Annotated in this window: 22 protein-coding genes and 1 pseudogene; 16 read left to right on the top strand and 7 right to left on the bottom strand. The window is 73.4% G+C overall.

The window, feature by feature from the left end:
• Nucleotides 1-385 precede the first annotated feature (385 nt).
• From AB0F71_RS08410 to AB0F71_RS08395, 4 genes are all read left to right on the top strand, one after another.
• Entirely contained in the window at nt 386-1,228 is an 843-nt protein-coding gene (locus tag AB0F71_RS08410) for a nitrilase-related carbon-nitrogen hydrolase (protein WP_360229882.1), read from the top strand.
• An 11-nt stretch (nt 1,229-1,239) separates the two neighbouring features.
• Complete coding sequence (gene hydA, locus AB0F71_RS08405; protein ID WP_360229880.1) at nt 1,240-2,670, top strand: dihydropyrimidinase; 1,431 nt, start codon at nt 1,240-1,242, stop codon at nt 2,668-2,670.
• Nucleotides 2,671-2,780: 110 nt separating this feature from the next.
• Nucleotides 2,781-3,794: a TIGR03842 family LLM class F420-dependent oxidoreductase gene (locus AB0F71_RS08400; protein ID WP_360229878.1), complete on the top strand. Its 1,014-nt coding sequence runs from the start codon at nt 2,781-2,783 to the stop codon at nt 3,792-3,794.
• Nucleotides 3,795-3,868: 74 nt separating this feature from the next.
• Nucleotides 3,869-5,434, top strand: coding sequence for an NCS1 family nucleobase:cation symporter-1 (locus AB0F71_RS08395; protein WP_360229876.1), 1,566 nt, complete (start codon nt 3,869-3,871; stop codon nt 5,432-5,434).
• Nucleotides 5,435-5,527: 93 nt separating this feature from the next.
• Here the strand turns inward: AB0F71_RS08395 and AB0F71_RS08390 are convergent, their stop codons facing one another.
• Nucleotides 5,528-6,769: a glycosyltransferase gene (locus tag AB0F71_RS08390; RefSeq protein WP_360229874.1), complete on the bottom strand. Its 1,242-nt coding sequence runs from the start codon at nt 6,767-6,769 to the stop codon at nt 5,528-5,530.
• 185 nt (nt 6,770-6,954) lie between these two features.
• Between AB0F71_RS08390 and AB0F71_RS08385 the strand changes: the two genes are divergently transcribed.
• Together AB0F71_RS08385 and AB0F71_RS08380 are read left to right on the top strand one after the other, a co-directional pair.
• Complete coding sequence (locus AB0F71_RS08385) at nt 6,955-7,221, top strand: GlsB/YeaQ/YmgE family stress response membrane protein (protein ID WP_360229872.1); 267 nt, start codon at nt 6,955-6,957, stop codon at nt 7,219-7,221.
• Nucleotides 7,222-7,273: 52 nt separating this feature from the next.
• The gene (locus AB0F71_RS08380) at nt 7,274-7,537 is read left to right on the top strand and encodes a GlsB/YeaQ/YmgE family stress response membrane protein (RefSeq protein ID WP_360229870.1); all 264 of its coding nucleotides are present in this window, start codon (nt 7,274-7,276) and stop codon (nt 7,535-7,537) included.
• A gap of 55 nt (nt 7,538-7,592) precedes the next feature.
• On the opposite strand, the gene AB0F71_RS08375 is transcribed toward AB0F71_RS08380, so the two are convergent.
• From AB0F71_RS08375 to AB0F71_RS08360, 4 genes are all read right to left on the bottom strand, one after another.
• Nucleotides 7,593-8,498 carry an ADP-ribosylglycohydrolase family protein gene (locus AB0F71_RS08375; RefSeq protein ID WP_360229868.1) on the bottom strand — a complete coding sequence of 302 codons (906 nt, stop codon included), beginning with the start codon at nt 8,496-8,498 and terminating at the stop codon, nt 7,593-7,595.
• A 199-nt stretch (nt 8,499-8,697) separates the two neighbouring features.
• On the bottom strand, nt 8,698-9,318 hold the full coding sequence (locus AB0F71_RS08370; RefSeq protein ID WP_360229866.1) for a TetR family transcriptional regulator: 621 nt from the start codon (nt 9,316-9,318) through the stop codon (nt 8,698-8,700).
• A gap of 66 nt (nt 9,319-9,384) precedes the next feature.
• A complete protein-coding gene (locus AB0F71_RS08365) occupies nt 9,385-10,398 on the bottom strand; it encodes an aldo/keto reductase (RefSeq protein WP_360229864.1) in 1,014 nt (337 codons plus the stop codon).
• Between the two features lie 130 nt (nt 10,399-10,528).
• Entirely contained in the window at nt 10,529-11,407 is an 879-nt protein-coding gene (locus AB0F71_RS08360; RefSeq protein ID WP_360229862.1) for a hypothetical protein, read from the bottom strand.
• Between the two features lie 160 nt (nt 11,408-11,567).
• On the opposite strand from AB0F71_RS08360, the gene AB0F71_RS08355 reads away from it, so the two are divergent.
• The 8 genes and pseudogenes from AB0F71_RS08355 to paaE all read left to right on the top strand — a co-directional run bounded on the left by AB0F71_RS08355 (nt 11,568) and on the right by paaE (nt 20,068).
• Nucleotides 11,568-12,953 (top strand): histidine kinase, encoded by a 1,386-nt coding sequence (locus AB0F71_RS08355; RefSeq protein WP_360229860.1) that lies wholly within the window; start codon nt 11,568-11,570, stop codon nt 12,951-12,953.
• Nucleotides 12,950-13,609 carry a response regulator transcription factor gene (locus tag AB0F71_RS08350; protein ID WP_360229858.1) on the top strand — a complete coding sequence of 220 codons (660 nt, stop codon included), beginning with the start codon at nt 12,950-12,952 and terminating at the stop codon, nt 13,607-13,609. The genes AB0F71_RS08355 and AB0F71_RS08350 overlap by 4 nt, the downstream gene beginning before the upstream one ends.
• Nucleotides 13,610-14,327: 718 nt before the next feature.
• On the top strand, nt 14,328-15,848 hold the full coding sequence (locus tag AB0F71_RS08345; protein ID WP_360229856.1) for a M20 family metallopeptidase: 1,521 nt from the start codon (nt 14,328-14,330) through the stop codon (nt 15,846-15,848).
• Between the two features lie 282 nt (nt 15,849-16,130).
• Complete coding sequence (gene paaA, locus AB0F71_RS08340; RefSeq protein ID WP_360229854.1) at nt 16,131-17,126, top strand: 1,2-phenylacetyl-CoA epoxidase subunit PaaA; 996 nt, start codon at nt 16,131-16,133, stop codon at nt 17,124-17,126.
• Complete coding sequence (gene paaB / locus AB0F71_RS08335) at nt 17,123-17,428, top strand: 1,2-phenylacetyl-CoA epoxidase subunit PaaB (RefSeq protein ID WP_360229852.1); 306 nt, start codon at nt 17,123-17,125, stop codon at nt 17,426-17,428. Before paaA ends, paaB begins: the two co-directional genes overlap by 4 nt.
• Nucleotides 17,412-18,347, top strand: a complete 936-nt coding sequence (paaC, locus tag AB0F71_RS08330) for a 1,2-phenylacetyl-CoA epoxidase subunit PaaC (RefSeq protein ID WP_360229850.1) — start codon at nt 17,412-17,414, stop codon at nt 18,345-18,347. Before paaB ends, paaC begins: the two co-directional genes overlap by 17 nt.
• A gap of 98 nt (nt 18,348-18,445) precedes the next feature.
• Nucleotides 18,446-18,943, top strand: a pseudogene (gene paaD / locus AB0F71_RS08325) (1,2-phenylacetyl-CoA epoxidase subunit PaaD); the annotation flags it as partial.
• Nucleotides 18,944-20,068 (top strand): 1,2-phenylacetyl-CoA epoxidase subunit PaaE, encoded by a 1,125-nt coding sequence (gene paaE, locus AB0F71_RS08320; RefSeq protein WP_360229848.1) that lies wholly within the window; start codon nt 18,944-18,946, stop codon nt 20,066-20,068.
• An 8-nt stretch (nt 20,069-20,076) separates the two neighbouring features.
• Here the strand turns inward: paaE and AB0F71_RS08315 are convergent, their stop codons facing one another.
• Together AB0F71_RS08315 and AB0F71_RS08310 are read right to left on the bottom strand one after the other, a co-directional pair.
• Nucleotides 20,077-21,318 carry an NAD(P)-binding domain-containing protein gene (locus tag AB0F71_RS08315; RefSeq protein WP_360229846.1) on the bottom strand — a complete coding sequence of 414 codons (1,242 nt, stop codon included), beginning with the start codon at nt 21,316-21,318 and terminating at the stop codon, nt 20,077-20,079.
• 100 nt (nt 21,319-21,418) lie between these two features.
• A complete protein-coding gene (locus AB0F71_RS08310) occupies nt 21,419-21,790 on the bottom strand; it encodes a YbjQ family protein (protein WP_360229844.1) in 372 nt (123 codons plus the stop codon).
• 123 nt (nt 21,791-21,913) lie between these two features.
• Here AB0F71_RS08310 and AB0F71_RS08305 point away from each other — a divergent pair, with 123 nt between their 5' ends.
• Nucleotides 21,914-22,843: a hypothetical protein gene (locus tag AB0F71_RS08305; RefSeq protein ID WP_360229842.1), complete on the top strand. Its 930-nt coding sequence runs from the start codon at nt 21,914-21,916 to the stop codon at nt 22,841-22,843.
• 69 nt (nt 22,844-22,912) lie between these two features.
• The gene (locus AB0F71_RS08300; protein ID WP_360229840.1) at nt 22,913-23,434 is read left to right on the top strand and encodes a hypothetical protein; all 522 of its coding nucleotides are present in this window, start codon (nt 22,913-22,915) and stop codon (nt 23,432-23,434) included.
• Nucleotides 23,435-23,500: the final 66 nt, after the last annotated feature.

The following is a 23,500-nucleotide window of genomic DNA, read 5'->3' as shown; positions in this document are numbered from 1 at the left end:
TCACCGAAGTCGCCCCGTACGTGCGGCGGATGACGATCCGTCGCACCGTCAAGGCGCGTTTTACCCTGCCGTGGCCGATTCCGCACCCCCGGTGCCCGCTTTCACTCGAATGAGTAAGGAGGCCACCAATGGGGTAGATGAGCATTTCATCCCACCCAGGGCTACCCGCGTGTCCGCGTAACAAGATCGCCCCATAGGCGTTACTGCCGACGTATTGTCAGGCGACCAAAGCCGGGCCTACCGTCTACAGATCGCTTTCTACGCACGTAGACCCTTCCTTAGAACCCCGCGGCCCCCGAGCGGAGCCGCAGGCGAAACCCGCCCCGTCAACCCTCAGACCGCGGGCCCGACCGCACGGCCGGGACGCGGAGTTGCGGAGGTACCCATGTCGCAGATCGTCCGTGCCGCGCTCGTCCAGACCCGCTGGACCGGCGACCAGGAGAGCATGATCGCGCTCCACGAGCGGTACGCCCGCGAGGCCGCCGCCCAGGGCGCGAAGATCATCGGCTTCCAGGAGGTGTTCAACTCCCCGTACTTCTGTCAGGTCCAGGAACCCGAGCACTACCGCTGGGCCGAGGCCGTCCCGGACGGGCCGACCGTGCGCCGGATGCAGGACCTCGCCCGCGAACTGGGCATGGTGATCGTCGTACCGGTCTACGAGGAGGAGCAGACCGGCGTCTACTACAACACCGCCGCGGTGATCGACGCGGACGGCAGCTACCTCGGCAAGTACCGCAAGCACCACATCCCGCAGGTCAAGGGCTTCTGGGAGAAGTACTACTTCAAGCCCGGCAACCTCGGCTGGCCCGTCTTCGACACCGCCGTCGGCAAGGTCGGCGTCTACATCTGCTACGACCGGCACTTCCCCGAGGGCTGGCGCGCCCTGGGCCTGGCCGGCGCGCAGATCGTCTACAACCCCTCCGCCACCAGCCGCGGCCTGTCCGCCTACCTCTGGCAGCTCGAACAGCCCGCCGCCGCCGTCGCCAACGAGTACTTCGTCGCCGCCATCAACCGGGTCGGCACCGAGGAGTACGGCGACAACGACTTCTACGGCACCTCCTACTTCGTCGACCCGCGCGGCCAGTTCGTCGGCGACGTCGCCTCCGACAAGGAGGAGGAGCTGGTGGTCCGCGACCTCGACCTCGGGCTGATCGAACAGGTCCGCCAGCAGTGGGCGTTCTACCGCGACCGCCGGCCCGACGCCTACGGACCGCTCGCCGAGGCCTGAGGAGCACCGCGATGACCACCCGTGACCCGCAGCAGCGCACCGTCGTCCGCGGCGGCCTCGTCATCACCGCCACCGACGAACTCCACGCCGACGTCCTGATCGAGGGCGAGCGCGTCGCCGCCCTGGCCGTCACCGGCAGCGCCGCCGCCGAGGCCTGGAGCGCCGACACCGTCATCGACGCCACCGGCCACTACGTCATCCCGGGCGGCGTCGACGCCCACACCCACATGGAGCTGCCGTTCGGCGGCACCGCCGCCTCCGACACCTTCGAGACCGGCACCCGCGCCGCCGCCTGGGGCGGCACCACCACCATCGTCGACTTCGCCGTCCAGCCCGTCGGCGGGGCGCTGCGCGAGGGCCTGGACGCCTGGCACGCCAAGGCCGAGGGCAACTGCGCGACCGACTACGCCTTCCACACCATCGTCTCGGACGTCAACGACGCCGTCCTCAAGGAGATGGACGCGCTGGTCGACTCCGGCGAGTCCACCTCCTTCAAGCTCTTCATGGCCTACCCCGGCGTCTTCTACAGCGACGACGGCCGCATCCTGCGCGCCATGCAGCGCGGCGCGGCCAACGGCGGGCTGATCATGATGCACGCCGAGAACGGCATCGCCATCGACGTCCTGGTCGAACAGGCCCTCGCCGCCGGGCGCACCGCCCCCCGCTACCACGGCGAGGTCCGGCGCGAACTCCTGGAGGCCGAGGCCACCCACCGGGCGATCAAGCTCGCCCAGGTGGCCGGCAGCCCGCTCTACGTGGTGCACGTCTCCGCCGCCTCGGCGCTCGACGAACTCGCCCGGGCCCGCGACGCCGGGCTCCCCGTCTTCGGCGAGACCTGCCCCCAGTACCTCTTCCTCTCCACCGACAACCTCGCCGAGGAGGGTGCCGACGGCTTCGAGGGCGCCAAGTACGTGTGCAGCACGCCGCTGCGGCCGCGCGAGCACCAGGAGGCGCTCTGGCGCGGACTGCGCACCAACGACCTCCAGGTGGTCTCCACCGACCACTGCCCGTTCTGCTACGTCGGGCAGAAGGAACTCGGCCGCGGTGACTTCTCGAAGATCCCCAACGGCCTCCCGGGCGTGGAGAACCGGATGGACCTGCTGCACCAGGCCGTGGTGGACGGGCGGATCAGCCGGCGCCGCTGGATCGAGATCGCCTGCACCACCCCGGCCCGGATGTTCGGGCTGCACCCGCGCAAGGGCACCATCGTGCCCGGTGCCGATGCCGACCTCGTGGTCTACGATCCCACCGCCGTGCAGACCGTCTCCGCCGCCACCCACCACATGAACGTGGACTACTCGGCCTACGAGGGCCGCCGGCTCACCGGCCGGGCCCGGACGGTGCTCTCGCGCGGCACCGTGGTGCTGGACGACGGCCGCTGGCTCGGCCGGGCCGGACACGGCACCTTCCTGCGCCGGGACACCTGCCAGTACCTGACCTGATCCGCTTCGTCTCCCCTCCGCCTTCCCTCCCTCCGTCCTTCCTCCGTCGCGCGGGGCCGCGCCGAGCGCGTCGGCCCCGAGCCGCCCTCCCACCCCTCCCGGAGCACCCCATGGACATCGGCCTCGTCCTGCAGACCGACCCGCCGGCCCGCCTGCTCATCGACCGGATGATCCGCGCCGAACAGGCCGGGTTCAGCCATGGCTGGACCTTCGACTCCTGCGTGCTGTGGCAGGAGCCCTTCGTGATCTACAGCCGCATCCTGGCCGAGACCGAGCGCCTCACCGTCGGCCCGATGGTCACCAACCCCTCCACCCGCACCTGGGAGGTCACCGCCTCCCTGTTCGCCACCCTCAACGACATGTACGGCAACCGGACGGTGTGCGGCATCGGCCGCGGCGACTCCGCCATGCGGGTCGCCGGCCGCCGCCCCGCCACGCTCGACCGGCTCTCCCAAGCCATGCACGCCATCAAGGAGTTGGCCGAGGGGCGCACCGTCGAGGTGGACGGCACCGAGATGCACCTGCCGTGGGTGGGCCCCCGCTCCTCCCTGCCGATCTGGATGGGCGCTTACGGGCCCAAGGCGCTTGCGCTGACTGGACGTCAGGCGGACGGTTTCATCCTCCAGTTGGCCGACCCCTACCTCACCGAGTACATGATCAAGGCCGTCCGGGCGGCCGCCGTCGAGGCGGGACGGGATCCGGCCGACGTCACCATCTGCGTTGCGGCGCCCGCGTACGTCACCGCCGACGACTCGCCTGCCGCGCTCGCCCACGCCCGTGAGCAGTGCCGGTGGTTCGGCGGGATGGTCGGCAACCACGTCGCCGACCTGGTCAGCCACTACGGCGAACACTCCGACCTGGTGCCCGACGCCCTCACCGAGTACATCAAGGACCGCCAGGGCTACGACTACAGCCACCACGGCCGGGCCGGGAACCCCGACACCGCCTTCGTGCCGGACGCGATCGTCGACCGCTTCTGCCTGATCGGACCGGTCGAGGCCCAGCGAGCCCGGCTCGCCGAACTCCGCTCGCTCGGCGTCGACCAGTTCGCCGTCTACGCCATGCACGACGCGGTCGAGGCCACCATCGACGCCTACGGGGCGGACGTCATCCCGCACCTGTGAACCCGTGGTTCCTGGTGTCGCGGTCCCTGAATCCATGATCTCCGGAACCAGCATGTGGCAGAAGGGAGTTGCCCATGGCCGACATCGCGACCGGCGGTGGCGGACAGTGGCAGCATTCCGACAGCCGGGTCGAACTCGACTCGGTCGAAGGGGTGTTGCCTCCCAACGGTTTCACCAGTGACGACCTCCGGCCGGTCCCGGTGCGGCGGCGTACCTGGACCACCTACAACTTCCTCGCGCTCTGGGTCGGCATGGCCCACAACATCCCCTCCTGGACCCTGGCTTCGGGCCTGGTCGCGCTCGGGATGGACTGGAAGCAGGCGGTGCTGACCATCGCGCTCGCCAACCTGATCGTGCTCGCACCGATGCTCCTCACCGGGCACGCCGGGACGAAGTACGGCATTCCCTTCCCGGTGTTCGCGCGGGCCTCGTTCGGGCTGCGCGGCGCCAACCTGCCCGCGCTCATCCGGGCGGCGGTGGCCTGCGCCTGGTTCGGCATCCAGACCTGGATCGGGGGCGAGGGGATCTTCCTGCTGGCGGGTCGGCTTCTCGGTGAATCCTGGCGTACCGCACCGGAGTTCGGCGGCTACCCGTGGACGCAGTGGGCCTCCTTCCTGCTGTTCTGGCTGGTCGAGATGGTCATCATCGCCCGGGGGATGGAGGCGCTGCGGCGCTTCGAGAACTGGGCGGCGCCGTTCGTCATCGTCGGCGCGCTCGCCCTGCTGGTCTGGATCGGCGTCAAGGCCGGCGGGCTCGGCCCGCTGCTCGACCAGCCGTCGAAACTGGGCTGGGGCGGCGGGTTCTGGAAGGTCTTCTTCCCGTCACTGATGGGGATGATCGGCTTCTGGTCCACGCTGGCGCTCAACATCCCCGACTTCACCCGCTTCGGCGGCAGCCAGCGGGCCCAGATCCGCGGCCAGGCCCTCGGTCTGCCGACGACGATGACGCTCTTCGCGCTGCTGTCGGTGCTGGTCACCTCGGGCTCCGCGGCGGTGTACGGCGAGCCGGTGTGGGACCCGATCAAGCTCGCCGCGAAGATGGAGAGTCCGGTGGCGCTCCTGTTCGCGCTGCTGACCGTCCTGATCGCGACGCTGTCGGTGAACGTCGCCGCCAACGTCGTCTCCCCGGCCTACGACCTGGCCAACCTGGTGCCCCGGTTCATCAACTTCCGCACCGGGGCGCTGATCACCGGCGTGGTCGGGATCGCCATCTTCCCGTGGCGGCTGACCGCCGACCCGCACGTCTACATCTACGTCTGGCTGGGCGTGGTCGGCGGCCTGCTCGGGACGGTCGCCGGGGTGCTGATCGCCGACTACTGGCTGCTGCGTCGCACCCGGCTGCAACTCGCCGAGCTCTACCGGCCGTTCGGCGCCTACTGGTACGCGGGCGGATGGAACTGGCGGGCTGTCGCCGCACTGCTGGTCGGCGGTCTGCTGGCGGTCGGGGGGTCGTACTCGACGGTGGACGCGCACGGGGTGAAGCAGGGACCGTTCCCGGTGGACGGGTTGGTGCCGTTCCTCCAGCCGTTGGCGGACTACGGGTGGGCGGTGGGGCTCGCGTCGTCGGCGGTGGTGTACCTGGTGCTGAGCGCGGGGCGGGGAGAGGAGAGAGGCGGGGAGCAGCGGGCGGGGGACGACTGACGGGTAACAGATGACAGCGAACAGATAACAGATTTCAGCGAACAGATTTTGAAATCTGTTCGCTGAAATTTGTTCGCTGACATCTGTTATCCGTCATCTGTCACCCGTCGCCTCCACCGCGGCCAGGACCTTGGCGGCGCCGTCCTCGGTGGCGAGGGCGGCCGCGACGGACCGGGCGCGGGTGCGGTAGTGGGGGGCGTCCAGGGCCTGGCGGATGGAGGTGGCGAGGTGGGCGGCGGTCAGGCCGCGCAGGGGTACCGGGCCGGGCGAGACGCCGAGCGCGGTCAGCCGCGCGGACCAGAAGGGGGCGTCCAGTTGGGCGGGCACCGGGACGGCGGGGGTGCCGGAGCGCAGGGTGGCCGCCGTGGTGCCCGCGCCCGCGTGGTGGACGACGGCCGCGGTGCGCGGGAACAGCCAGTCGTGCGGGGTGTCGCCGATGGTCAGTACGGTCTCCGAGTCCTCGGCGGCCAGGCCGCTCCAGCCGGACTGCAGGAGGAGGCGGACCCGGGCGGTGCGGGCGGCGGCGATGACGGTCGCGGTGAGCCGTTCGGGATCGGGTACGACCAGGCTGCCGAAGCCGACGAAGACCGGGGGCGGTCCGGCGGCCAGGAAGTCGAGCAGCCGCTGCGGCGGCTGCCAGTCCGCGTGCCCGGCGGGCCACCAGTACCCGGCCACGTCCAGTCGGGGGTGCCAGTCCGTCGGGCGGGGGACGACCCGCGGCGAGAAGCCGTGCAGGACGGGGTGGTCCCGCCGGGCCCGGGCGATGCCCATCGGCGCCAGTCCGAGCCGGCGGCGCAGCCCGCGGACGGCCGGGACGAACAGCTGGTCGGTGGCCGCCTGGACGGCGTGACCGGCGAGCAGGTTGCCGGCCCGTCCGAGCGAGCGTGCGCCGGTCACGGCCGGGGCGAACTCGCGGGTGGGGGAGAGGGGTTGGAGGTACAGCCCGATGGTGGGGATGCCGGCCGCCTCGGCCGCGACCTGGCCGAGCGCACTGGTGGTGCTGGTGGTGAGCAGCAGGTCGGTGCCGAGCGCCGTCGCGTCCGCGATGCCGTCGCCGAGGGCGGGCATGAACCTCCGCCCCAGGCGCAGGAGTTGCAGGACGACGCCGGGCCCGCTGCCGGCCCGCAGCAGTCGCCGGCCCTCGGCGGAGGCGAGTTCGGCCCGCGGGTCGACGGGCAACGGACGGAACTCCAGTCCGGCGGCCCGTACCGAGTCGGCGAAGGTGGCGTGGGTGGCGACGGCCACCTGGTGTCCGGCCGCCCGCAGACGGACGCCGAGCCCGGTGAAGGGTGCGACGTCGCCCCGGGAGCCGGCGGTGGCGATCAGGATGCGCATGGCCGCAGTATTTCGGCGGGTACGGCCGGCCGGAAGGACGCCACGCGCGGACCGGTCGGCTCCGGGTGGCCGGATCCCGCCGCCCGTCGGGGTCGGCCGGAACCGCGGCGGCGGGGGTCGGCGTCCTCAGCGGCAGAGCGCGCGGAACGGGGCCGTCGCGCCACGGACGGGAGGGACGGGTTCGGATGAGCGTCATCGCGTGGATCGTGCTGGGCCTGGTGGCCGGAGCCCTGGCCAAGCTGCTGCTGCCCGGGAGGGACCCGGGCGGTCTGATCGTCACCACTCTGATCGGGATCGCCGGCTCCTTCGTCGGCGGCTGGATCGCGTCGCACTTCCTGCACCGGTCGATCACGGCGCGCTTCTTCGACGGGCCGACCTGGGTGTCGGCGATCGGCGGCGCGTTGGTGCTGCTGATCCTCTACCGACTGCTGTTCGGCAACTCGCGCCGCTGACTGGCGAGCTCGGCGGCGGCGCGAGTTGCACCGATGACGCAAGGGGCGGTGGATGAGCTGGCTGGAGTGGATCGTGCTGGGCCTGGTGTCGGGGACGCTGGCCAGGATGGCGATGTCGAGGCGGGAACGCGGCCTGATCGGCAGCACCCTGATCGGGATCGCCGGCTCCTACATCGGCACCTGGATCGTCCTGCACTGGATGCACGGGACGGTGCGGGTGGGCCTGCTCGACGTCACAACCTGGGTGTCGGCGATCGGCGGCGCGATGGTCCTGCTCCTCGCCTACCGGGTGCTCCGCTTCCTCGTCCGGCGTTGACTGCCGGGCGTGACTGCCGGGCGCTGACTGTCGGGCGGTGACTGTCGGGCGCCGGTCACCGGTCGGTGGCCCGGTCCGGTAGCTCCTCGCAGGCCGCGAGCCAGTCGGCCGGTACGCCCGCGAGCCCGGTGCGGGCAGCCACCACGCCGGCGGCGATGGCGCAGGTGGTGTCCATGTCGCCCCAGCCCTCCAGCGTGTGCCAGATCGCGTCGGGCAGCGAGTCCAGGTGCCCGGCGGCGGACCAGAGGGCGAACGGGACGGTGTCCGGGGCGGAGATCATCAGCCCCGAGCCCAGGACGTTGGCGGCGTGCCGGACGCTGGCGTGCTCCGGCAGCCGGGCGGCGATCCGCAGGCCGGAGCGGACGTCGCTCTCCGGCAGCCGGTCGGCGACCTCGGTGAGCAGCTCGGTCCGGCCCGGCGCCCGGCGGCCCCGGCTGCGGACGGCGAGCGCCGCGGCGAGTGCCACCGCCACCGCCCCCGTGACCGCCTCGGGGTGGAAGTGGGTGGTGAGCGCTTGGAGTTCGGCCTGCCAGGCGACCTCGTCGAGGTCCTCGGCGAACCTGGCGCCCAGCGGCGCGACCCGCATCGCGGCGCCGTTCCCGTACGAGCCCTGGCCCTCGAACTGGCCCGAGGTGATGGCGCGCCAGTGCCCGCCGGCGCCGATCCCGCGCAGTACCCGGTGCATCGACGGGCCGTACTTGCGCTGGTACTCGCGGGCGTACTCGGCCGCGAACTCGGCGGCCAGCGCGTCCTGCCGGACCTCGCCGTGGGCGGTGAGGTGGCGCACCAGGACCAGGGCCATCGCCGTGTCGTCGGTCCAGTGCCAGGGCGCCGGGCGGACCAGGCGGGCCGCCAGAGCGGCGGGTGCCTCGTCCACCGGGACGGAGAACCACCGGTCGCCGAAGGCGTCGCCGAGCGCGAGCCCCCGCAGACTGTCCAGGACCGGACCGGCCGCACGCATGTCATCCTCCGAGTGAGATCAACTGGTGCGACAGTCTGCCGGAAAGGGTGAGGCGCCGACGACCGGATTTCGCTCCGGCCGCCGACGCCTCACCGCCCCGTGCGGGGCGCGTTCTGCTCGGGACGCGCTCCGCTCAGGGCGCGCTCCGCTCAGGACGTACTCCGGTCAGGGCGCGCTCCGCATCAGGGCGCGTTTCCGCTCAGGACGCCGCCGGCTCGGGGACCGGCTTGGTGGGCTTGCCCTTCAAGCCGCCGAGCACGAGCTTCCAGACCGCAGCGAAGCGCTCGTCCGCGGTCGGCTCGGACCAGGTGTGGGCGAAGACCGGGTTGTGGAACGGGGCAGTGGCGTCGAAGACCGCGCGGGCGGTGGAGGGGACGTGGGCGAGCTGGAACTCCTTGGCGTCCATGCCGTCGTGCACGATCTGGGCGATCTGCTTGACCAGGGTCTCGACGTGCGCGTCGACGACCGTGCTGTTCTCCTCGGCCAGCACCAGGTACGTGGCGAACAGCTCCGGGTCGTCCAGCGCCTTCTTCCGCTTGGCCTCGAACAGCGTGGTCAGCCAGCGCTGGAGGCGCTCGACGGCGCCGCCGGTGTCGTTCGCGACCATCTCCAGGTCGTAGTGCGCCTGGTTCAGCCAGCGCTGGGTGACCGCCTCCCGCAGCGCCGCCTTGCTGGGGAAGTGGCGGTAGACGCTGCTGTGGCTGACGCCGAGTTCCCGGGCGACGTCCACGACGGTGGCCTTGGCCGGGCCGAACCGCCGGAGGGCTTCCTCCGCCGCGATCAGGATCTGCTCGGCGGTGAGTGCGGTGTCCGTGGTCACGGGGCCGTCCTTAGGGTCGTGCGGTCGGGTGGTGCGGAGGGTTCTCACTGGTCAGTGCGGGCTCGGTCAGCGCTCGCTGTCCAGGCGCGCCATCTGCGCGGCAGCGTACCGGTCGCCGGCGGCGGCCCCCGCGGGGACGGCGGCCTCGATGGCGGCCAGGTCGGCCGGGGTGAGGGTGACGTCCAGCGAGCCGAGCGCCTCGGCCAGCCGGTCGCGGCGGCGGGCGCCGACCAGCGTGACGACGTCCTCGCCGCGCGAGGCCACCCAGGCGATGGCGATCTGGGCGACGCTGGCGCCCTTGCTGTCGGCGACCGCGCGCAGCGCCTCGACCAGGGCCAGGTTGTGGGCCAGGTTGTCGCCCTGGAAGCGGGGACTGTTCGTGCGGAAGTCGGTGTCGGCGAGCGAGCGGTCCGGGTTCCAGTGGCCGCTGAGCAGGCCGCGGGAGAGCACGCCGTACGCGGTGATGCCGATGCCGAGCTCGCGGGCGGTGGGCAGGACGGCCGCCTCGATGGAGCGGCTGAGCAGCGAGTACTCGATCTGCAGGTCGCTGATCGGGTGGACGGCGGCGGCGCGGCGCAGGGTGTCGGCGCCGACCTCGGACAGGCCGATGTGGCGGACGTAGCCGCCCTTCACCAGGTCCGCGATGGCGCCGACGGTCTCCTCGATCGGGACCTTCGGGTCGAGCCGGGCGGGGCGGTAGACGTCGATGTGGTCGGTGCGCAGTCGGCGCAGGGTGTACGTCAGCGCGGTCTTGGTGGCGGCCGGGCTGGTGTCGTAGCCGAGCCACTGGCCGTCGGGGCCGCGCTGGGCGCCGAACTTCACGCTGATCTGGACGCGGTCGCGGTCGCGGCCGCGCAGGGCTTCGTGGATCAGCAGCTCGTTGTGGCCCATGCCGTAGAAGTCACCGGTGTCCAGGAGGGTGATCCCGGCGTCCAGGGCGGCGTGGATGGTGGCGATGCTCTCGGCCTCGTCGGCCGGGCCGTAGAGGTCGGACATGCCCATGCAGCCGAGGCCGAGCGCGGAGGTGACGGGGCCGGAGGTGCCGAGCGGGCGCTGGGCGGGGCGGGTGGTCGAGGCCATGGGGGCTCCAGGGGCGAGTGCGGCGCCGGACGGCGAGGGCAGTGTGACCCGGATCTCACTATGGCACGACAGCGAACAGATTTCAAAATCTGTTCGCTGTCTTTTGTCATTTGTTCGTAGCGATGCTCCGCTAGGAGTACGGCCCCGGCGAGCGCAGCAGGTGGGCCCGGGCGGGCGGCAGATTGCGCCACACCGTGCGCTCGCCCAGCCCGTACGTCGCCTCGAAGCGCCGCAGCAGCCGCACCACCGCCCGGTGACGGGCACCCCGACGGGGGCCCGAGGTGAGGGTGCGGGCCGTTGTGGTGCCGAGGTACCCGAAGTAGGTCAGCTCGCCACCCGGGGCCAGTAGGCGCAGGTAGAGGTCGAGGATGCGCCGGACCAGGGCCGGCTCGAAGTTGGTGAACGGCAGCCCGGACACGATCACGTCGTACCGCTCGCCCGAGAGATCGGGTGCGACCCCGGTCCCGGATTCGGTCCCGGTCCCGGTCCCGGTTTCGGATTCGGGTCCGGTTTCGGCGCCGCCCCCGTTCTCGGGCCTCGCCGGGGCGGATGCCTCCGGAAGCTCCTCCACCCGACAGGTCGACAGTCGCAGCCCCACCCCCGGCCGGCGCGCGGCCAGGACCGGGTCCTCCCGCAGCCGGTCGGCGAACCGGGGGTTCGCCTCGACCACGTGCAGCCGGTCGCCGGGGCGCAGCACCTGGGCCAGCCGACGGGTCACCACGCCCGTGCCGGCGCCGACCTCCAGCACCGAGATCGGCCGGTTCGGGCGGCTGGTGGCCGGTACCACCAGGGCGTTCACCAGTGCGGGCCCGCTCGGCGCCAGCGCGCCGGTGTCGTGGAAGGTGCGCAGGGCCTCGGCGAGGAACAGTAGGTGGTCCCCGCCGTGCGGAGAACCGTGCGTGCTGTGCGTTCCGCGCTGGTCGCGCGCGAGGTTCTGGTCGTGGGTGTCGGGCGAACTGCGTTGCGGTGAGGGGGAATCGGGACCCTGGTGGAGCTGTTCGGTCGTCATGCAGACGACGCTAGGGAGCGCGGGAGCGCCGCGGATCGGCCGGTGAGCGGCGCCGGCCCCCGACGAAAGTCGAGGGTGCCGACGTCGGGAGGAGGGGGTGGCGCGCCGCCGTCCGCCCGTAGCATCGAGCGGGCGGACGGGACCGGGCGGGAGGAGCTCCATGCGCACAGGTCTGCTCGGTTGGTACGGCCCGGACCACCGGCCCTGGACCGACAGCCTGTTGCTGCTCGGGATCCTCGGCCTCGCCGTCGAGGAGGGCGTCTTCCAGTGGCTGCACGTCGACGGCCCGCTGCGCCTGCCCCGGGCGGGGGTGGCCGTGCTCGCCGCCCTCTCGCTGTTGCTCGCCCGTCGTCACCCCATCGCCTCGGCCGTCCTGCCGGTGCTCACCGGCGGTCTGCTCAACCGGGCTTTCCCCGGCTTGATCAGCGTCTACTACCTGGCCTCCCTCGGCCGGGTCGGTCCGGCGGCGGTCGGCGGCGCGATGATCGCCGTGGGCAGCGCGATCGCCGCGGACTCGCTGGCCGGCTGGGCCGGTACGACCGGTTCCCAACTCCTCCTCCAGGCGGCCACCTTGTCCTTCGGGTTGTGGCTGCACGGCCGCCGGGTGCTGATCCGGGCGCTGCACGCCCAGGTCGAAACCCTGCGGCGGGAGCGGGAGTTGCGAGCCGAGCAGGCCCGGTCCGCCGAACGCGCACGGATCGCCCGGGAGATGCACGACGTGCTGGCCCACCGGCTGAGCCTGCTGGTGCTGCACGCCGGAGTGCTGCGAGACCAGGCCCGGGCCGGTACCGTCGCCGCCGACCCGGACCGGCTCACCCACCGCCTCGAACTCCTGCGCACCACCGCCGCCCGCTCGCTCGACGACCTGCGCGACGTCCTGGGCGCCCTGCGCGCCGACCCGCCGGAGCCGTCCGCCGCCGAGGCCGCCGCGCCCGTACCGTCCGGGTCGCCGTCCAGGTCACCGTCCAGGTCACCGTCCGGGTCGCGGTTCGGGGCGCCGCCTGTTCCGCCAGCCGCCCCGCCACCCGTCCCGGCGCCCGCCCTGCGCGACCTCACCGACCTGATCGACGAGGCGAACCAGGCCGGGCAGCAGGTCGAACTCGCCCTGGCGGGAGACCCGGAGGCCGTGCCCACCACCCACCGGCTCGCCGTGCACCGGGTGGTCCAGGAGGCGCTGACCAACGCCCGCAAACACGCTCACGCGGCGCCCGTCACCGTCCGGGTCGGCTACGGGGCACCGGCGACCACCGTCGAGGTCCGCAACGGCCCGGGAGGGGCCATGCCGAACGGGCCGGTCGCCGGCGGCGGGTACGGGCTGGTGGGCCTCGGCGAACGGGTCGGCGCGCTCGGCGGCCACCTGGACGCCGGGCCGGACGGTGCCGGCGGCTTCCGGCTCTCCGCCCGGTTGCCCGCGCCGGACCGGCCGGCGCAGTCCGCGCCGTCCCCGAAGTCCGCGCCCCCGGCGGAGTCCGTGGCCCCGTCGGAGGTCCCGTCGCCGAGGTGCCCGTCCTGGAAGAAGCCCCCGAAGCCGAAGGACACCGCATGATCCGCACGATGGTGGTCGACGACGACGCGCTGGTGCGCCTCGGCCTGGTCGACCTCCTCGCCCAGGACCCGGCCCTGACCGTGGTCGCCGAGGCCGCCGACGGGCTGCAGGCCGTCGAGCTCGCCCGCGGCCGCCGGATCGACGTCGCGCTGATGGACATCCGGATGCCCCGGCTCGACGGGATCGCCGCGACCCGGCGACTGCGCCAACTCCCCGACGCCCCAAGGGTCATCGCGCTCACCACCTTTGACCTGGACGAGTACGTGTACCAGGCGCTCGCCGCCGGGGCGGACGGCTTCCTGCTCAAGGACACCCCGCCCGCCGAGATCGCCCGCGCCGTCCACGTGGTCGCCGCCGGCCAGGGGATGCTGCACCCCGCCGCCGCGCGACGGCTGATCGACCGGTACCACCGGGTCGGCGCGCCGCGCTCCGTCGCCGCCCGGGGCCGGATCGCCGGGCTCACCCCGCGCGAGACCGACGTGCTGCGGGAGCTCGCCGACGGGCTGTCCAACGCCGAGATCGCGGGTGTGCTGGGGATGCGGGAGAGCACCGTCAAGGCGCACGTCAGCCGGATCCTGACCGCGCTCGACGTGGCCAACCGGGTCCAGGCGGCGCTGCTCGCACGGGATGCGGGGCTCGTCGGGGACGGCGCCTGACCGTGGGCGCTCGGGAGGGCAGGGCGGGGCGCAGCGTCGGACGGTGTTCACACGGATGTTCCCCGGGCGTCGGTCCGGGCTTCGCCACGGGCTTCCCTGAGCCGTCGCGTGCCTCCGGTTGGTACCGCCCGCTGAGCCGTTGTCACCCATCCGGCGTGGAAATGCCGTGCCTTGGCCGTTTGCGCTGCCGAACCCGGGCGGCGGGTCCATGGTGGAGATGGGCGTGATCCGGCGACCGCGCCCGCGCGTCGATCCGGGCCCGCCCGCCGAGCGCCCGCCGCTTCCGCCGACGGGTGCCCGGCACCGGGGCCCGTACCGGCACGCTGGGAGCAGGGCCACCTCGCAGGAAACCGAACGGTTCTTCTAGGCTCACATCTCGGCTTCCCTGCGGCGGTCCGGCCCTTGCGCCCGCCACCAGGAAGCCGCCGTCCACGGGGCTCCGGGCGGAACCGGGGCCACCGGATCGAGCGAGGAGGACGCAGATGCCAAGCACGCCGCCCAACCGTTCCACCGCACTTGGGCCAGACGGGCCGTTCCGACGGGCCGTCCGACCCCCCGGCCGACCGGTGCGGTCCGGCCGGGCCTGGCACCCGGGCGGGAGCGGTCGGCCGGTGCGGCCGCTGAGTACCGGCTGCGGCCGCGGAGGCGAGCGTTGAGTCCCCAGATCGTCGGGTCGCCGGCCGCACCGGGCAGCGCCGCGGAACCCGACCGCGTACCCGTGACCGTTCCCGCCGCGGCCGACGGTGAGGCCCTGGTCGCCCTGGGCGGCTCCGTCAAGGCCGGTTCGTCCACCATCGGTTCCACCATGGGCTCCGCCGTGGTGGGCTCTGCCGTCGAGAGCCCCCCGGCCGCCACGTCCGCGACTGGTGTCACGGCCAAGTCCGGTGTCACGGCCAAGCCTGGTGTCACGGCCAAGTCGGTGGCCGCGGTGAAGCTCGGTGCCACGGCGAAGTCCGGTGTGACACCGAAGTCCGGTGCCGCGGGGGTCGGATCCGCCACTGCCGGCGCCAGCGCCGGTACCGCTGCCGGTACCGCTGCCGGTACCGCTGCGACGAGCATCACCGCGGCGCTGCCCGGACTGCCGCAGGCACTCAGTACCCGGGCCCGTACCCTCGCCGGCGCCGTCCGGCGGCGGTGCGCGGACCTGGCCCGGATCGAATCGCCGAGTGGTGACGCGCCCCGACTCGACGCGCTCGCCGAGGAGTTGGAGTCCGGATTCCGCGCCACCGGGGCAACCGCCCGCCGCGAACCCGGGCCGGCCGGTGACCACCTGGTGCTGGAGTGGGAGGGACGGGACGAGACCCTGCCCCACCTGCTGATCGTGGGGCACCACGACACCGTCTGGCCCGCCGGCACCCTGGCCGACTGGCCGGTGACCGAGCAGGACGGTCGGCTCACCGGGCCCGGCGTCGTCGACATGAAGGGCGGACTCGCCGTCCTGGAGGGCGCCTTGGCGCTGCTCGCCGACCTGGGGCAGCGGCCGCATCGCACCGTACGGCTGGTCGTGGTGTCCGACGAGGAGGTCGGCAGTCCGGACGGGCGGGGCCTGGTCGAGCGCCAACTCCGGGGCGCGGCAGCCGTCCTGGGCCTGGAACCGCCGCATCCCGACGGGCGGTTGAAGACCGCGCGGCGCGGCAGTACCCGGGTGCGGCTGACGGTCACCGGCCGGGAGGCGCACGCGGGCAACGACGCCCACGACGGGGTGTCGGCGGTGGATGAGCTGGTCGACCAGCTGGTACTCGTTCGCGGCCTCGCGGGCCAGCCCGGTACGGAGCTCAACACCGGTCGAATCAGCGGGGGTTCGCGGGCGAACGTGGTCGCCGGACGGGCCGAGGCGGAGCTCGGCCTGCGCTTCTCCACCACCGAGGCGCAGCGCCGCACGCTCGACAACCTCGCCCGGCTGACCGCGTTGCGGCCGGGAGCGCGGGTGCGGACGGAGGTGCTGTCCAGTCGGCCGGCCTGGCCCGAGCGCACCGGCAACCCGCTGCTCAGGCATGTGCGTTCGCTCGCCGCGGTGCTCGGGCAGCAGATCGACGGCGCCCCGGCCGGTGGTGCCGGGGACACCAACCTGCCCGGCTCGCGCGGACTGCCGACGCTGGACGGTTTCGGCGCGGTCGGTGCCGGCGCCCACGCCCGGCACGAGTACATCAAGCTGGACCAGCTCGCACCGCGGATCGCCCTGCTTGCGGCGCTGCTCGCGGTGCCGTTGCCGCGACTGCGGGACCGCGCGGAGGGGTGACCCTCGACGGCTGACGGCTGACAGGCGATGGGTAACAGGTAACAGCGAACAGATAACAGCTGACAGATTTCAGATTCTGTCAGCTGTTATCTGTTTTCTGTTCGCTGTTACCCGCTCCCCGCCCCTCGCGCCCGCCCATTCGTCGGCGTCCCTTGCCATCCCTCCGTCCCGCCGCGCAGAATGGTACCGACCGAACGGTCAGTCGGTTGGCGCCCTGGTGCCAAGGCTGAGAAGTCGGAAGCCGGAGCAGGAACACGAGAGGGGACCGTGGTGACAACAGAGGTGGCAGAGGCGGTCCCCGCGCAGACGCCGGAGGACCGGTTCGACGCGGTGATCGCCGCTGAACAGCGGATCGAGCCCCGGGACTGGATGCCCGACGCCTACCGGGCCACCCTGATCCGCCAGATCGCCCAGCATGCCCACTCCGAGATCATCGGCATGCAGCCCGAGGGCAACTGGCTCACCCGGGCCCCCTCGCTGCGCCGCAAGGCGATCCTGCTCGCCAAGGCCCAGGACGAGGCGGGCCACGGCCTCTACCTCTACGCCGCCGCCGAGACCCTCGGCGTCGACCGCGCCGAGCTCACCGAGAAGCTGATCAACGGCCGCCAGAAGTACTCCTCGATCTTCAACTACCCCACCCTCACCTTCGCCGACGTCGGCGTGATCGGCTGGCTGGTGGACGGTGCCGCGATCTGCAACCAGGTCCCGCTCTGTCGCTGCAGCTACGGTCCGTACGCCCGCGCGATGGTGCGGATCTGCAAGGAGGAGTCCTTCCACCAGCGCCAGGGCTACGAGCTCCTGATGACCCTGATGCGCGGCACCGAGGGCCAGCGCCGGATGGTCCAGGACGCGGTCGACCGCTGGTGGTGGCCGTCGCTGATGATGTTCGGCCCGCCGGACGCCGACTCGCCGAACACCGCCCGCTCGATGGCCTGGCGGATCAAGCGCCACACCAACGACGAGCTCCGGCAGCGCTTCGTCGACATGACCGTCCCGCAGGCCGAGCACCTGGGCGTCACCCTCCCCGACCCCGAGCTGCGCTGGAACGAGGAGCGCGGCGGCTGGGACTTCGGCGAGCCGGACTGGTCCGAGCTGACCAGGGTCATCCACGGCCAGGGCCCGTGCAACGCCCAGCGCGTCGACCGCCGCCGGGCCGCGCACGAGGACGGCGCCTGGGTGCGCGAGGCGGCCGTCGCCTACGCCGCCAAGCGCGCCGCCGACGCCGAACACGCCGCGGCCGCCGCGCGGCCCACCCCCGAACAGGAGAACGAGAAGTGACCGAGTCCGAGGCAGGGCCCAAGGCCGGCTGGCCGCTGTACGAGGTGTTCGTGCGCCCCCGGCGCGGCCTGAACCACGTCCACGTCGGCTCGCTGCACGCCTCCGACGACCGGATGGCGCTGCTCGCCGCCCGTGACCTGTACACCCGCCGCAACGAGGGCGTCAGCCTCTGGGTGGTCCGCTCGGACGCGATCACCGCCTCCACTCCGGACGAGCGCGACCCGTTCTTCGAGCCCAGCGGTGACAAGGTCTACCGCCACCCGACCTTCTACGACATCCCCGAGGATGTCCCGCACATCTGACGGGGGAGTCACCGTGCACGACCACACCACGTCCGCCACCGAGGACGACCACGTCTACCTCAGCCTCGCCGGGGCCACCCCCGGTCCCGAGGGCGAGGGCCGCTGGGCGTACGGGACGGGCTTCGCCGACCCGCTGCTCGGCGTGGACACCGCCCTGCCCGCCGGCCTGGATGGTGCCGACCTCGCCGCCTACTGCCAGATGCTCGGCGACGACGCCCTGGTGCTCTCCCAGCGGCTGATCGAGTGGTGCACCCGGGCGCCCGAGCTGGAGGAGGAGGTCGCGCTCGCCAACCTGGGCCTGGACCTGCTCGGCCAGGCCCGGCTGCTGCTCACCCGGGCCGGCCAGGCGGACGGCTCCGGCCGCACCGAGGACGACCTCGCGTACTGGCGGGAGGAGCACGAGTTCCGCAACGTCCGCCTGGTGGAGACCCCGAACGGCGACTTCGCGTACTCGATCGCCCGGCTGCTGCTGTTCGCCACCGCCCGCGGCGCGCTGTACGAGGCGCTGAGCGCCCACCCGGACCCGGTGCTGGCTGCGGTCGCGGCCCGGGGCGTCAAGGAACTGGCCTACCACCGCGAGTACGCCACCGCCTGGACGCTGCGCCTCGGCGACGGCACGCCGTACTCGGCGGAGCGGATGCAGGCCGGGCTGGACGCGGTCTGGCCGCTGCTGGACGAGCTGTTCACCGCGCACCCGGTGGAGCTGCGGGTCGGCGTCGACCCGGCCGGCCTGCGCGAACCGGTGCTGCGCGAGCTCGCCGCCGTCGTCGCGGAGGCCGGGCTGACCCTGCCGGACGTCCCGCCGCTGGCCACCGTCCTGGGCCGGGCCGGCCGCGACGGGGTGCACACCGAGGCGCTCGGCCCGCTGCTCGCCGAGCTGCAGGTGGTGGCGCGCGCCCACCCGGGGGCGACGTGGTGACGGGCACCGCGGACACGGGCACCGCGGATACGGGAACTGCGTACACGCGCGCCGCGGCTCCGGGCACTGCGGACACCGTCCGCGGGACGGCCTGGTCGGTCGCCGCGGCCGTCCCGGACCCGGAGCTGCCCATGCTCACCCTGGCCGACCTGGGCGTGCTCGCCGGGGTCGAGGTGGACGACGGCAGCGGCACGGTGACCGCCTGGCTGACGCCGACCTACTCGGGCTGCCCGGCCGTCGCCGAGATGGCCGCCGACGTCGACCGCCGGCTGCGCGCCGCCGGGTACCCGGACGTCCGGGTGCGGCTGCGGCTGGACCCGCCGTGGTCCACCGACCTGATCACCGCCGCGGGCCGCCGCAAGCTCGCCGAGGCGGGCATCGCCCCGCCGCGCCCGACCTCGGCCCTCGTACCCGGCCCCGGACCGGTCCCGCTCACCCTCGGTCCCACCCGCGCGGGCGCCGCGGCCCCCGTGCCCTGCCCGCACTGCGGCGGCACCGACACGGAGGAGCTGTCCCGCTTCGGCTCCACCGCCTGCAAGGCGCTCTGGCGCTGCCGCGCCTGCCGCGAGCCGTTCGAACGCGTCAAGGAGATCTGAATGCCCGCCGCGACCCCTGTGACGGATCCCGTCCGCCCGGCCCGCCGCCCGAGCTTCCACCGGCTGCGGATCGACCGGGTGGAGCGGCTCTGCGAGGACGCCGTGGCGGTGACCTTCGCGGTGCCGGACGCCCTGGCGGCCGAGTTCGCGTTCCGTCCCGGCCAGACCCTGACCCTGCGCAAGCTGGTGGACGGTACCGACGAGCGCCGCTCGTACTCGATCTGCGCGCCGGTCGGCGGCCCGCTGCGGATCGCCGTCCGGGAGGTGCCCGGCGGGCTGTTCTCGCGCTGGCTGGTGCGCGAGGCCCGGCCCGGCGAGGAGGTCGAGGTGCTGACCCCGTCCGGCCTGTTCACCCCCGAACTCGGCGTCCCCGCCGACCACGTGCTGCTCGCGGCGGGCTCCGGTATCACCCCGATGCTGTCGATCGCCGCCTCCGTGCTGGCCGCCGACCGCCGCTCCACCGTCACCCTGCTCTACGGCAACCGGCGCAGCGACACCGTGATGTTCGCGGACGAGCTGGCCGACCTCAAGGACCGCTACCTCGGCCGGTTCCAGCTGGTCCACGTGCTCTCCCGGGAGACCAGGGACGCCGAACTGCTCAGCGGCCGCCTGGACCCGGAGCGGGTCCGGGCGCTGCTGGCGGCGCTGGTGGACGTCGGCGGCGTCGGGCACTGGTGGCTGTGCGGGCCGTTCGGCATGGTCGCCGGGGCGAAGGAACTGCTCGCCGAACTGGCCGTGCCGGGGGAGCGGGTGCACCAGGAGCTGTTCCACGCCGAGGACGAGCCGCTCGCCGAGCGGGACGAGGACCTGGACGGTCCCGACGGCGCGGCCGAGGCCGCGGCCGGTGAGCGCAGCGAGGTCACCGTCGTCCTCGACGGCCGCGGCAGCACCCTCAGCCTCCCGCGCGACCGTTCGATCCTGGACGGCGCCCAGCGCTCCCGCCCCGACCTGCCCTTCGCCTGCAAGGGCGGGGTCTGCGGCACCTGCCGGGCCCTGGTCACCGAGGGCGAGGTAGAGATGCGCCGCAACTTCGCACTGGAGGAGAAGGAGCTGGCGGCCGGCTACGTCCTCACCTGCCAGGCCCGGCCGGTCACCGACCGGGTCACCGTCGACTACGACCGCTGACCGGGCCGTCAGACGGCGGCGGGTACGGGTGCGGGCGCGGGCGCGGGTACGGCGGTGACGTGGACCGGGTCGGCCGCGGATTCGGTCCCGCGCCCGGCCTCCCCGGCCTCCCCTGGCTTCCCGGCCTCCCCGGCCCGCCCGGTCGGGCCGTTTGGGCCCCCGAGCAACTCGACCAGATCGTTGACGGCGGCGCGGCCCGCCCGGTTGGCGCCGATGGTGCTGGCGGACGGCCCGTAGCCGACCAGGTGGACGCGCGGGTCGGCGGTGGCGCGGGTCCCGGTGAGCGCGATGCCGCCGCCGGGGGAGCGCAGGCCGAGCGGGGCGAGGTGGCCGACCTCGGGGCGGAAGCCGGTCGCCCAGACGATCGCGTCCACCGCCAACTCCTGGTCGCCCCAGGCGACTCCGTGCTCGGTGAGCCGGTCGAACATCGGGCGGCGGTGCAGCGCGCCCAGCTCCTCGGCTCGGCGGTAGGCGACGGACGGGCCGAGGCCGGTCACGCTCACCACGCTGCGCACCGGCAGGCCCTGGCGGACCCGCTCCTCGACCTTGGCGACCACCGCGCGCCCGTACTCGGGGGTGAACGGGCCCTCGTGGAAGACGGGTTCGGAGCGGGTGACCCAGATCGTCTCGCCGACCGCGGCCACCTCGGACAGCACCTGGATCGCCGAGGCGCCGCCGCCCACCACCAGGACGCGCCGGCCCGCGAACTCCTCGGGGCCGCGGTACTCGGCGTAGTGCAGCTGACGGCCCGCGAAGTGGCCGGGGTAGTGGGGGAGGAAGGGGCGGGTCCAGGTGCCGGTTGCGTTGATCAGTGCGCGGGTGGACCAGGTGCCGCGGTCGGTCTCGACCAGCAGCCGGGAGTCGGGGCGGTCGGACTCGGCGCGTACGGCGCGTACCGCGACCGGGCGCACGATCGGGAGCGCGTGCCGGGCCTCGTACGCCGTGAAGTACCCCGGCACCACCTCCCGCGCGCGGGCCTCCGGGTCGGGCGCCGGGAGCTCGGCGTCCGGGAGGTCGTGGAAGCCGTGCACGGTGGCCATCCGCAGGGACGGCGAGCGGTGGGCCCAGGCGCCGCCGGGGGCGGGGTTGGCGTCGAGTACGACGAAGCCGCCGTCGACTCCTGCCCGGTAGCGGGCGAAGCCGCGGCGGCCGAGGTGGTAGGCGGCGGACAGTCCGGCCTGTCCGGCACCCACCACCAGGACGTCCACGCGGCGCTCGCCGGCCTCGTCTGTTGCACCGTAAACAGTCACGCACGTGAAACATCGGGCGGTCGGTGGCTGTTCCCCGCGCGGCCGGCCCCTCGGCGCGGCGCGGGTGGCGCGGTGTGGCGTAGCGCAGTGGGCCGGGGCCTCAGCCGATCGGCGAGATCACCGCGGCGGTGCCGTACGCGCAGACCTCGGTGCCGACGTCCGCCGCCGCCGTCACGTCGAAGCGCATCATCAGGACGGCGTTGCCGCCGCGCGCCTTGGTCTGCTCGATCAGCCGCTGCATCGCCTCGTTGCGGCTCTCGACCAGGGTCTTCGTCAGACCCCGCAGCTCGCCGCCGATCAGCGACTTGAGTCCGGCACCGATCTGGCTGCCGACGTGGCGGCTGCGCACGGTCAGCCCGAAGACCTCGCCGATCACGTGGTCGACCCGGAAGCCGGGGATGTCGTTGGTGGTCACGACCATGACGTCGGCGTTCGGGCCCTGCCCGCCGCCGTACTCGTTGATGTCAGCCATGGGCCCATCCTGCCCGCGTCGTGCGTCCGGGTGACAGAGACACGGCCGGGCGGTGGCCGAGAAGCTCTCCGGAAGCTGGTCCGGACCGGTGATCGGGCGGCCGAAAAGCCGTACCGTAGCCCCATGGGCGAGCGAAGCGATCATCCGCAGGGGCCGGGCGCGGCAGAGTACTCCGGCGCACCGGAGATCGAGGCGACGGTGGTGCTGGGCCTGCGGATCAACGACTGGCCGGCGCTGCGCGCGGCCGCGATCAAGGCCGTCGAGGAGCTGGACTTCGACGGCATCGACCCGGCCGGCCAGCGCCGTGAACTGCTGCGCGAGGTGGCCGAGGACGCCAACGCGGCGCTCGGCGCGCTGCTCCACCCGGACCGGCTGGTGGCCGCCATCCCCGGGGTCGAGGCGATCGGCGGCACGTTGGAGATCAGCGTCACCGAGGACTTCACCCCGGACTTCGGCGAACTGTTCCCGCTGGACGGCGAGGACGAGGAGGGCGGCGCCGGTGCCGACTGGACCCTCACCCCGCGCACCGCCTGCCTGCTGCACGCCCAGCTGCTCGGCCTGGCCGACGCCGCCTACGACGACCTCGACGAGCACGGGGACGACCCGGTGGTCGACGGCGAGGACGTCGACTGGACGGTCTTCGCCCGGCTGCCCCAGCGCACTTGGCGGCTCCACCGGGGCTGGCGGCGCACCATGGCCCGGGCCTTCGACGACCTGGCCGACGACCTCGCGCTCGGCGAATGGCCGCTGCCGCGCTGCCTCGCCGAGGAGCTCGCGCTGCGGATGGCCCTGGTGGACGCCCGGACGCTGCTGGGCTCCCAGCCCGAGTCGGTGGCCGACATGATGGGCGACCTGCCCGCCGACCTGTACGACTACGACTGGGACGGCTGTCACGACGAACTGTTCGGCGTGTACGGGCCGGACGACGGCGACCCGGAGCTCGGCGCCGAGCAGCGCACCGAACTACTGCTGGCCGCGACGCACCCCGAGGGCTGGTTCCTGATCTACGAGGACGCGGAGGAGCGGGACCCGCAGCGCGGCTACCGGCGCTGAGCGGGCCGCCGGGCCTGTCCGGCGGACCTTGCCGGGCGGGACCCGCCGGACTGGCCCTAGGCTGCCGTCATGTCCGATGTGTCTGATGTGTCTGATGTGCACGGTGTGGCCTCGGCGGAGTCCGGTCCGGACGGGGGTGCTGACGAGTCGGCGCTCGGCCGGATCGCGCTCGGACTGGACGGTGTGCGGGCGGCGCAGCTCGGGCGGACCGCCGAGGCGCGGGCCAGCTTCGAGGCCCTCTGGGAGGAACTGGGCGAGCGGGACGTCTTCCACCGCTGCGTCCTGGCGCACTATCTGGCCGACCTGCAGGACGACCCCCGGGCCGAACTGGAGTGGGACCGGCGGGCCCTCGCGGCCGCCGACTCGCTGACCGCCGAGCGCGCCCGGACCTACGAGTCCGCGCTCCAGGTGCGGGCCTTCTATCCGTCGCTGCACCTCAACCTGGCCTCCGACCACCTCAAGCTCGGGGAACCCGACCTCGCGCGCGAACAGCTGGAACGGGCGGTCCGGAGCCTGGACGCGCTGCCGGAGGACGCCTACAGCGCGGGGATCCGGGCGGCGGTGGACGAACTGCGGCAGCGGCTGCGCTGAGCGTGGCCGCCAGGCCGGGGTGGGTCGGGCGGTGCGTTGGCGGCGCGGGCGCGGCTCGGGGTGCGG

Source organism: Kitasatospora sp. NPDC028055 (assembly GCF_040637885.1).
GTDB lineage: Bacteria > Actinomycetota > Actinomycetes > Streptomycetales > Streptomycetaceae > Kitasatospora.
This window is presented reverse-complemented; position numbering and strand designations above follow the sequence as displayed.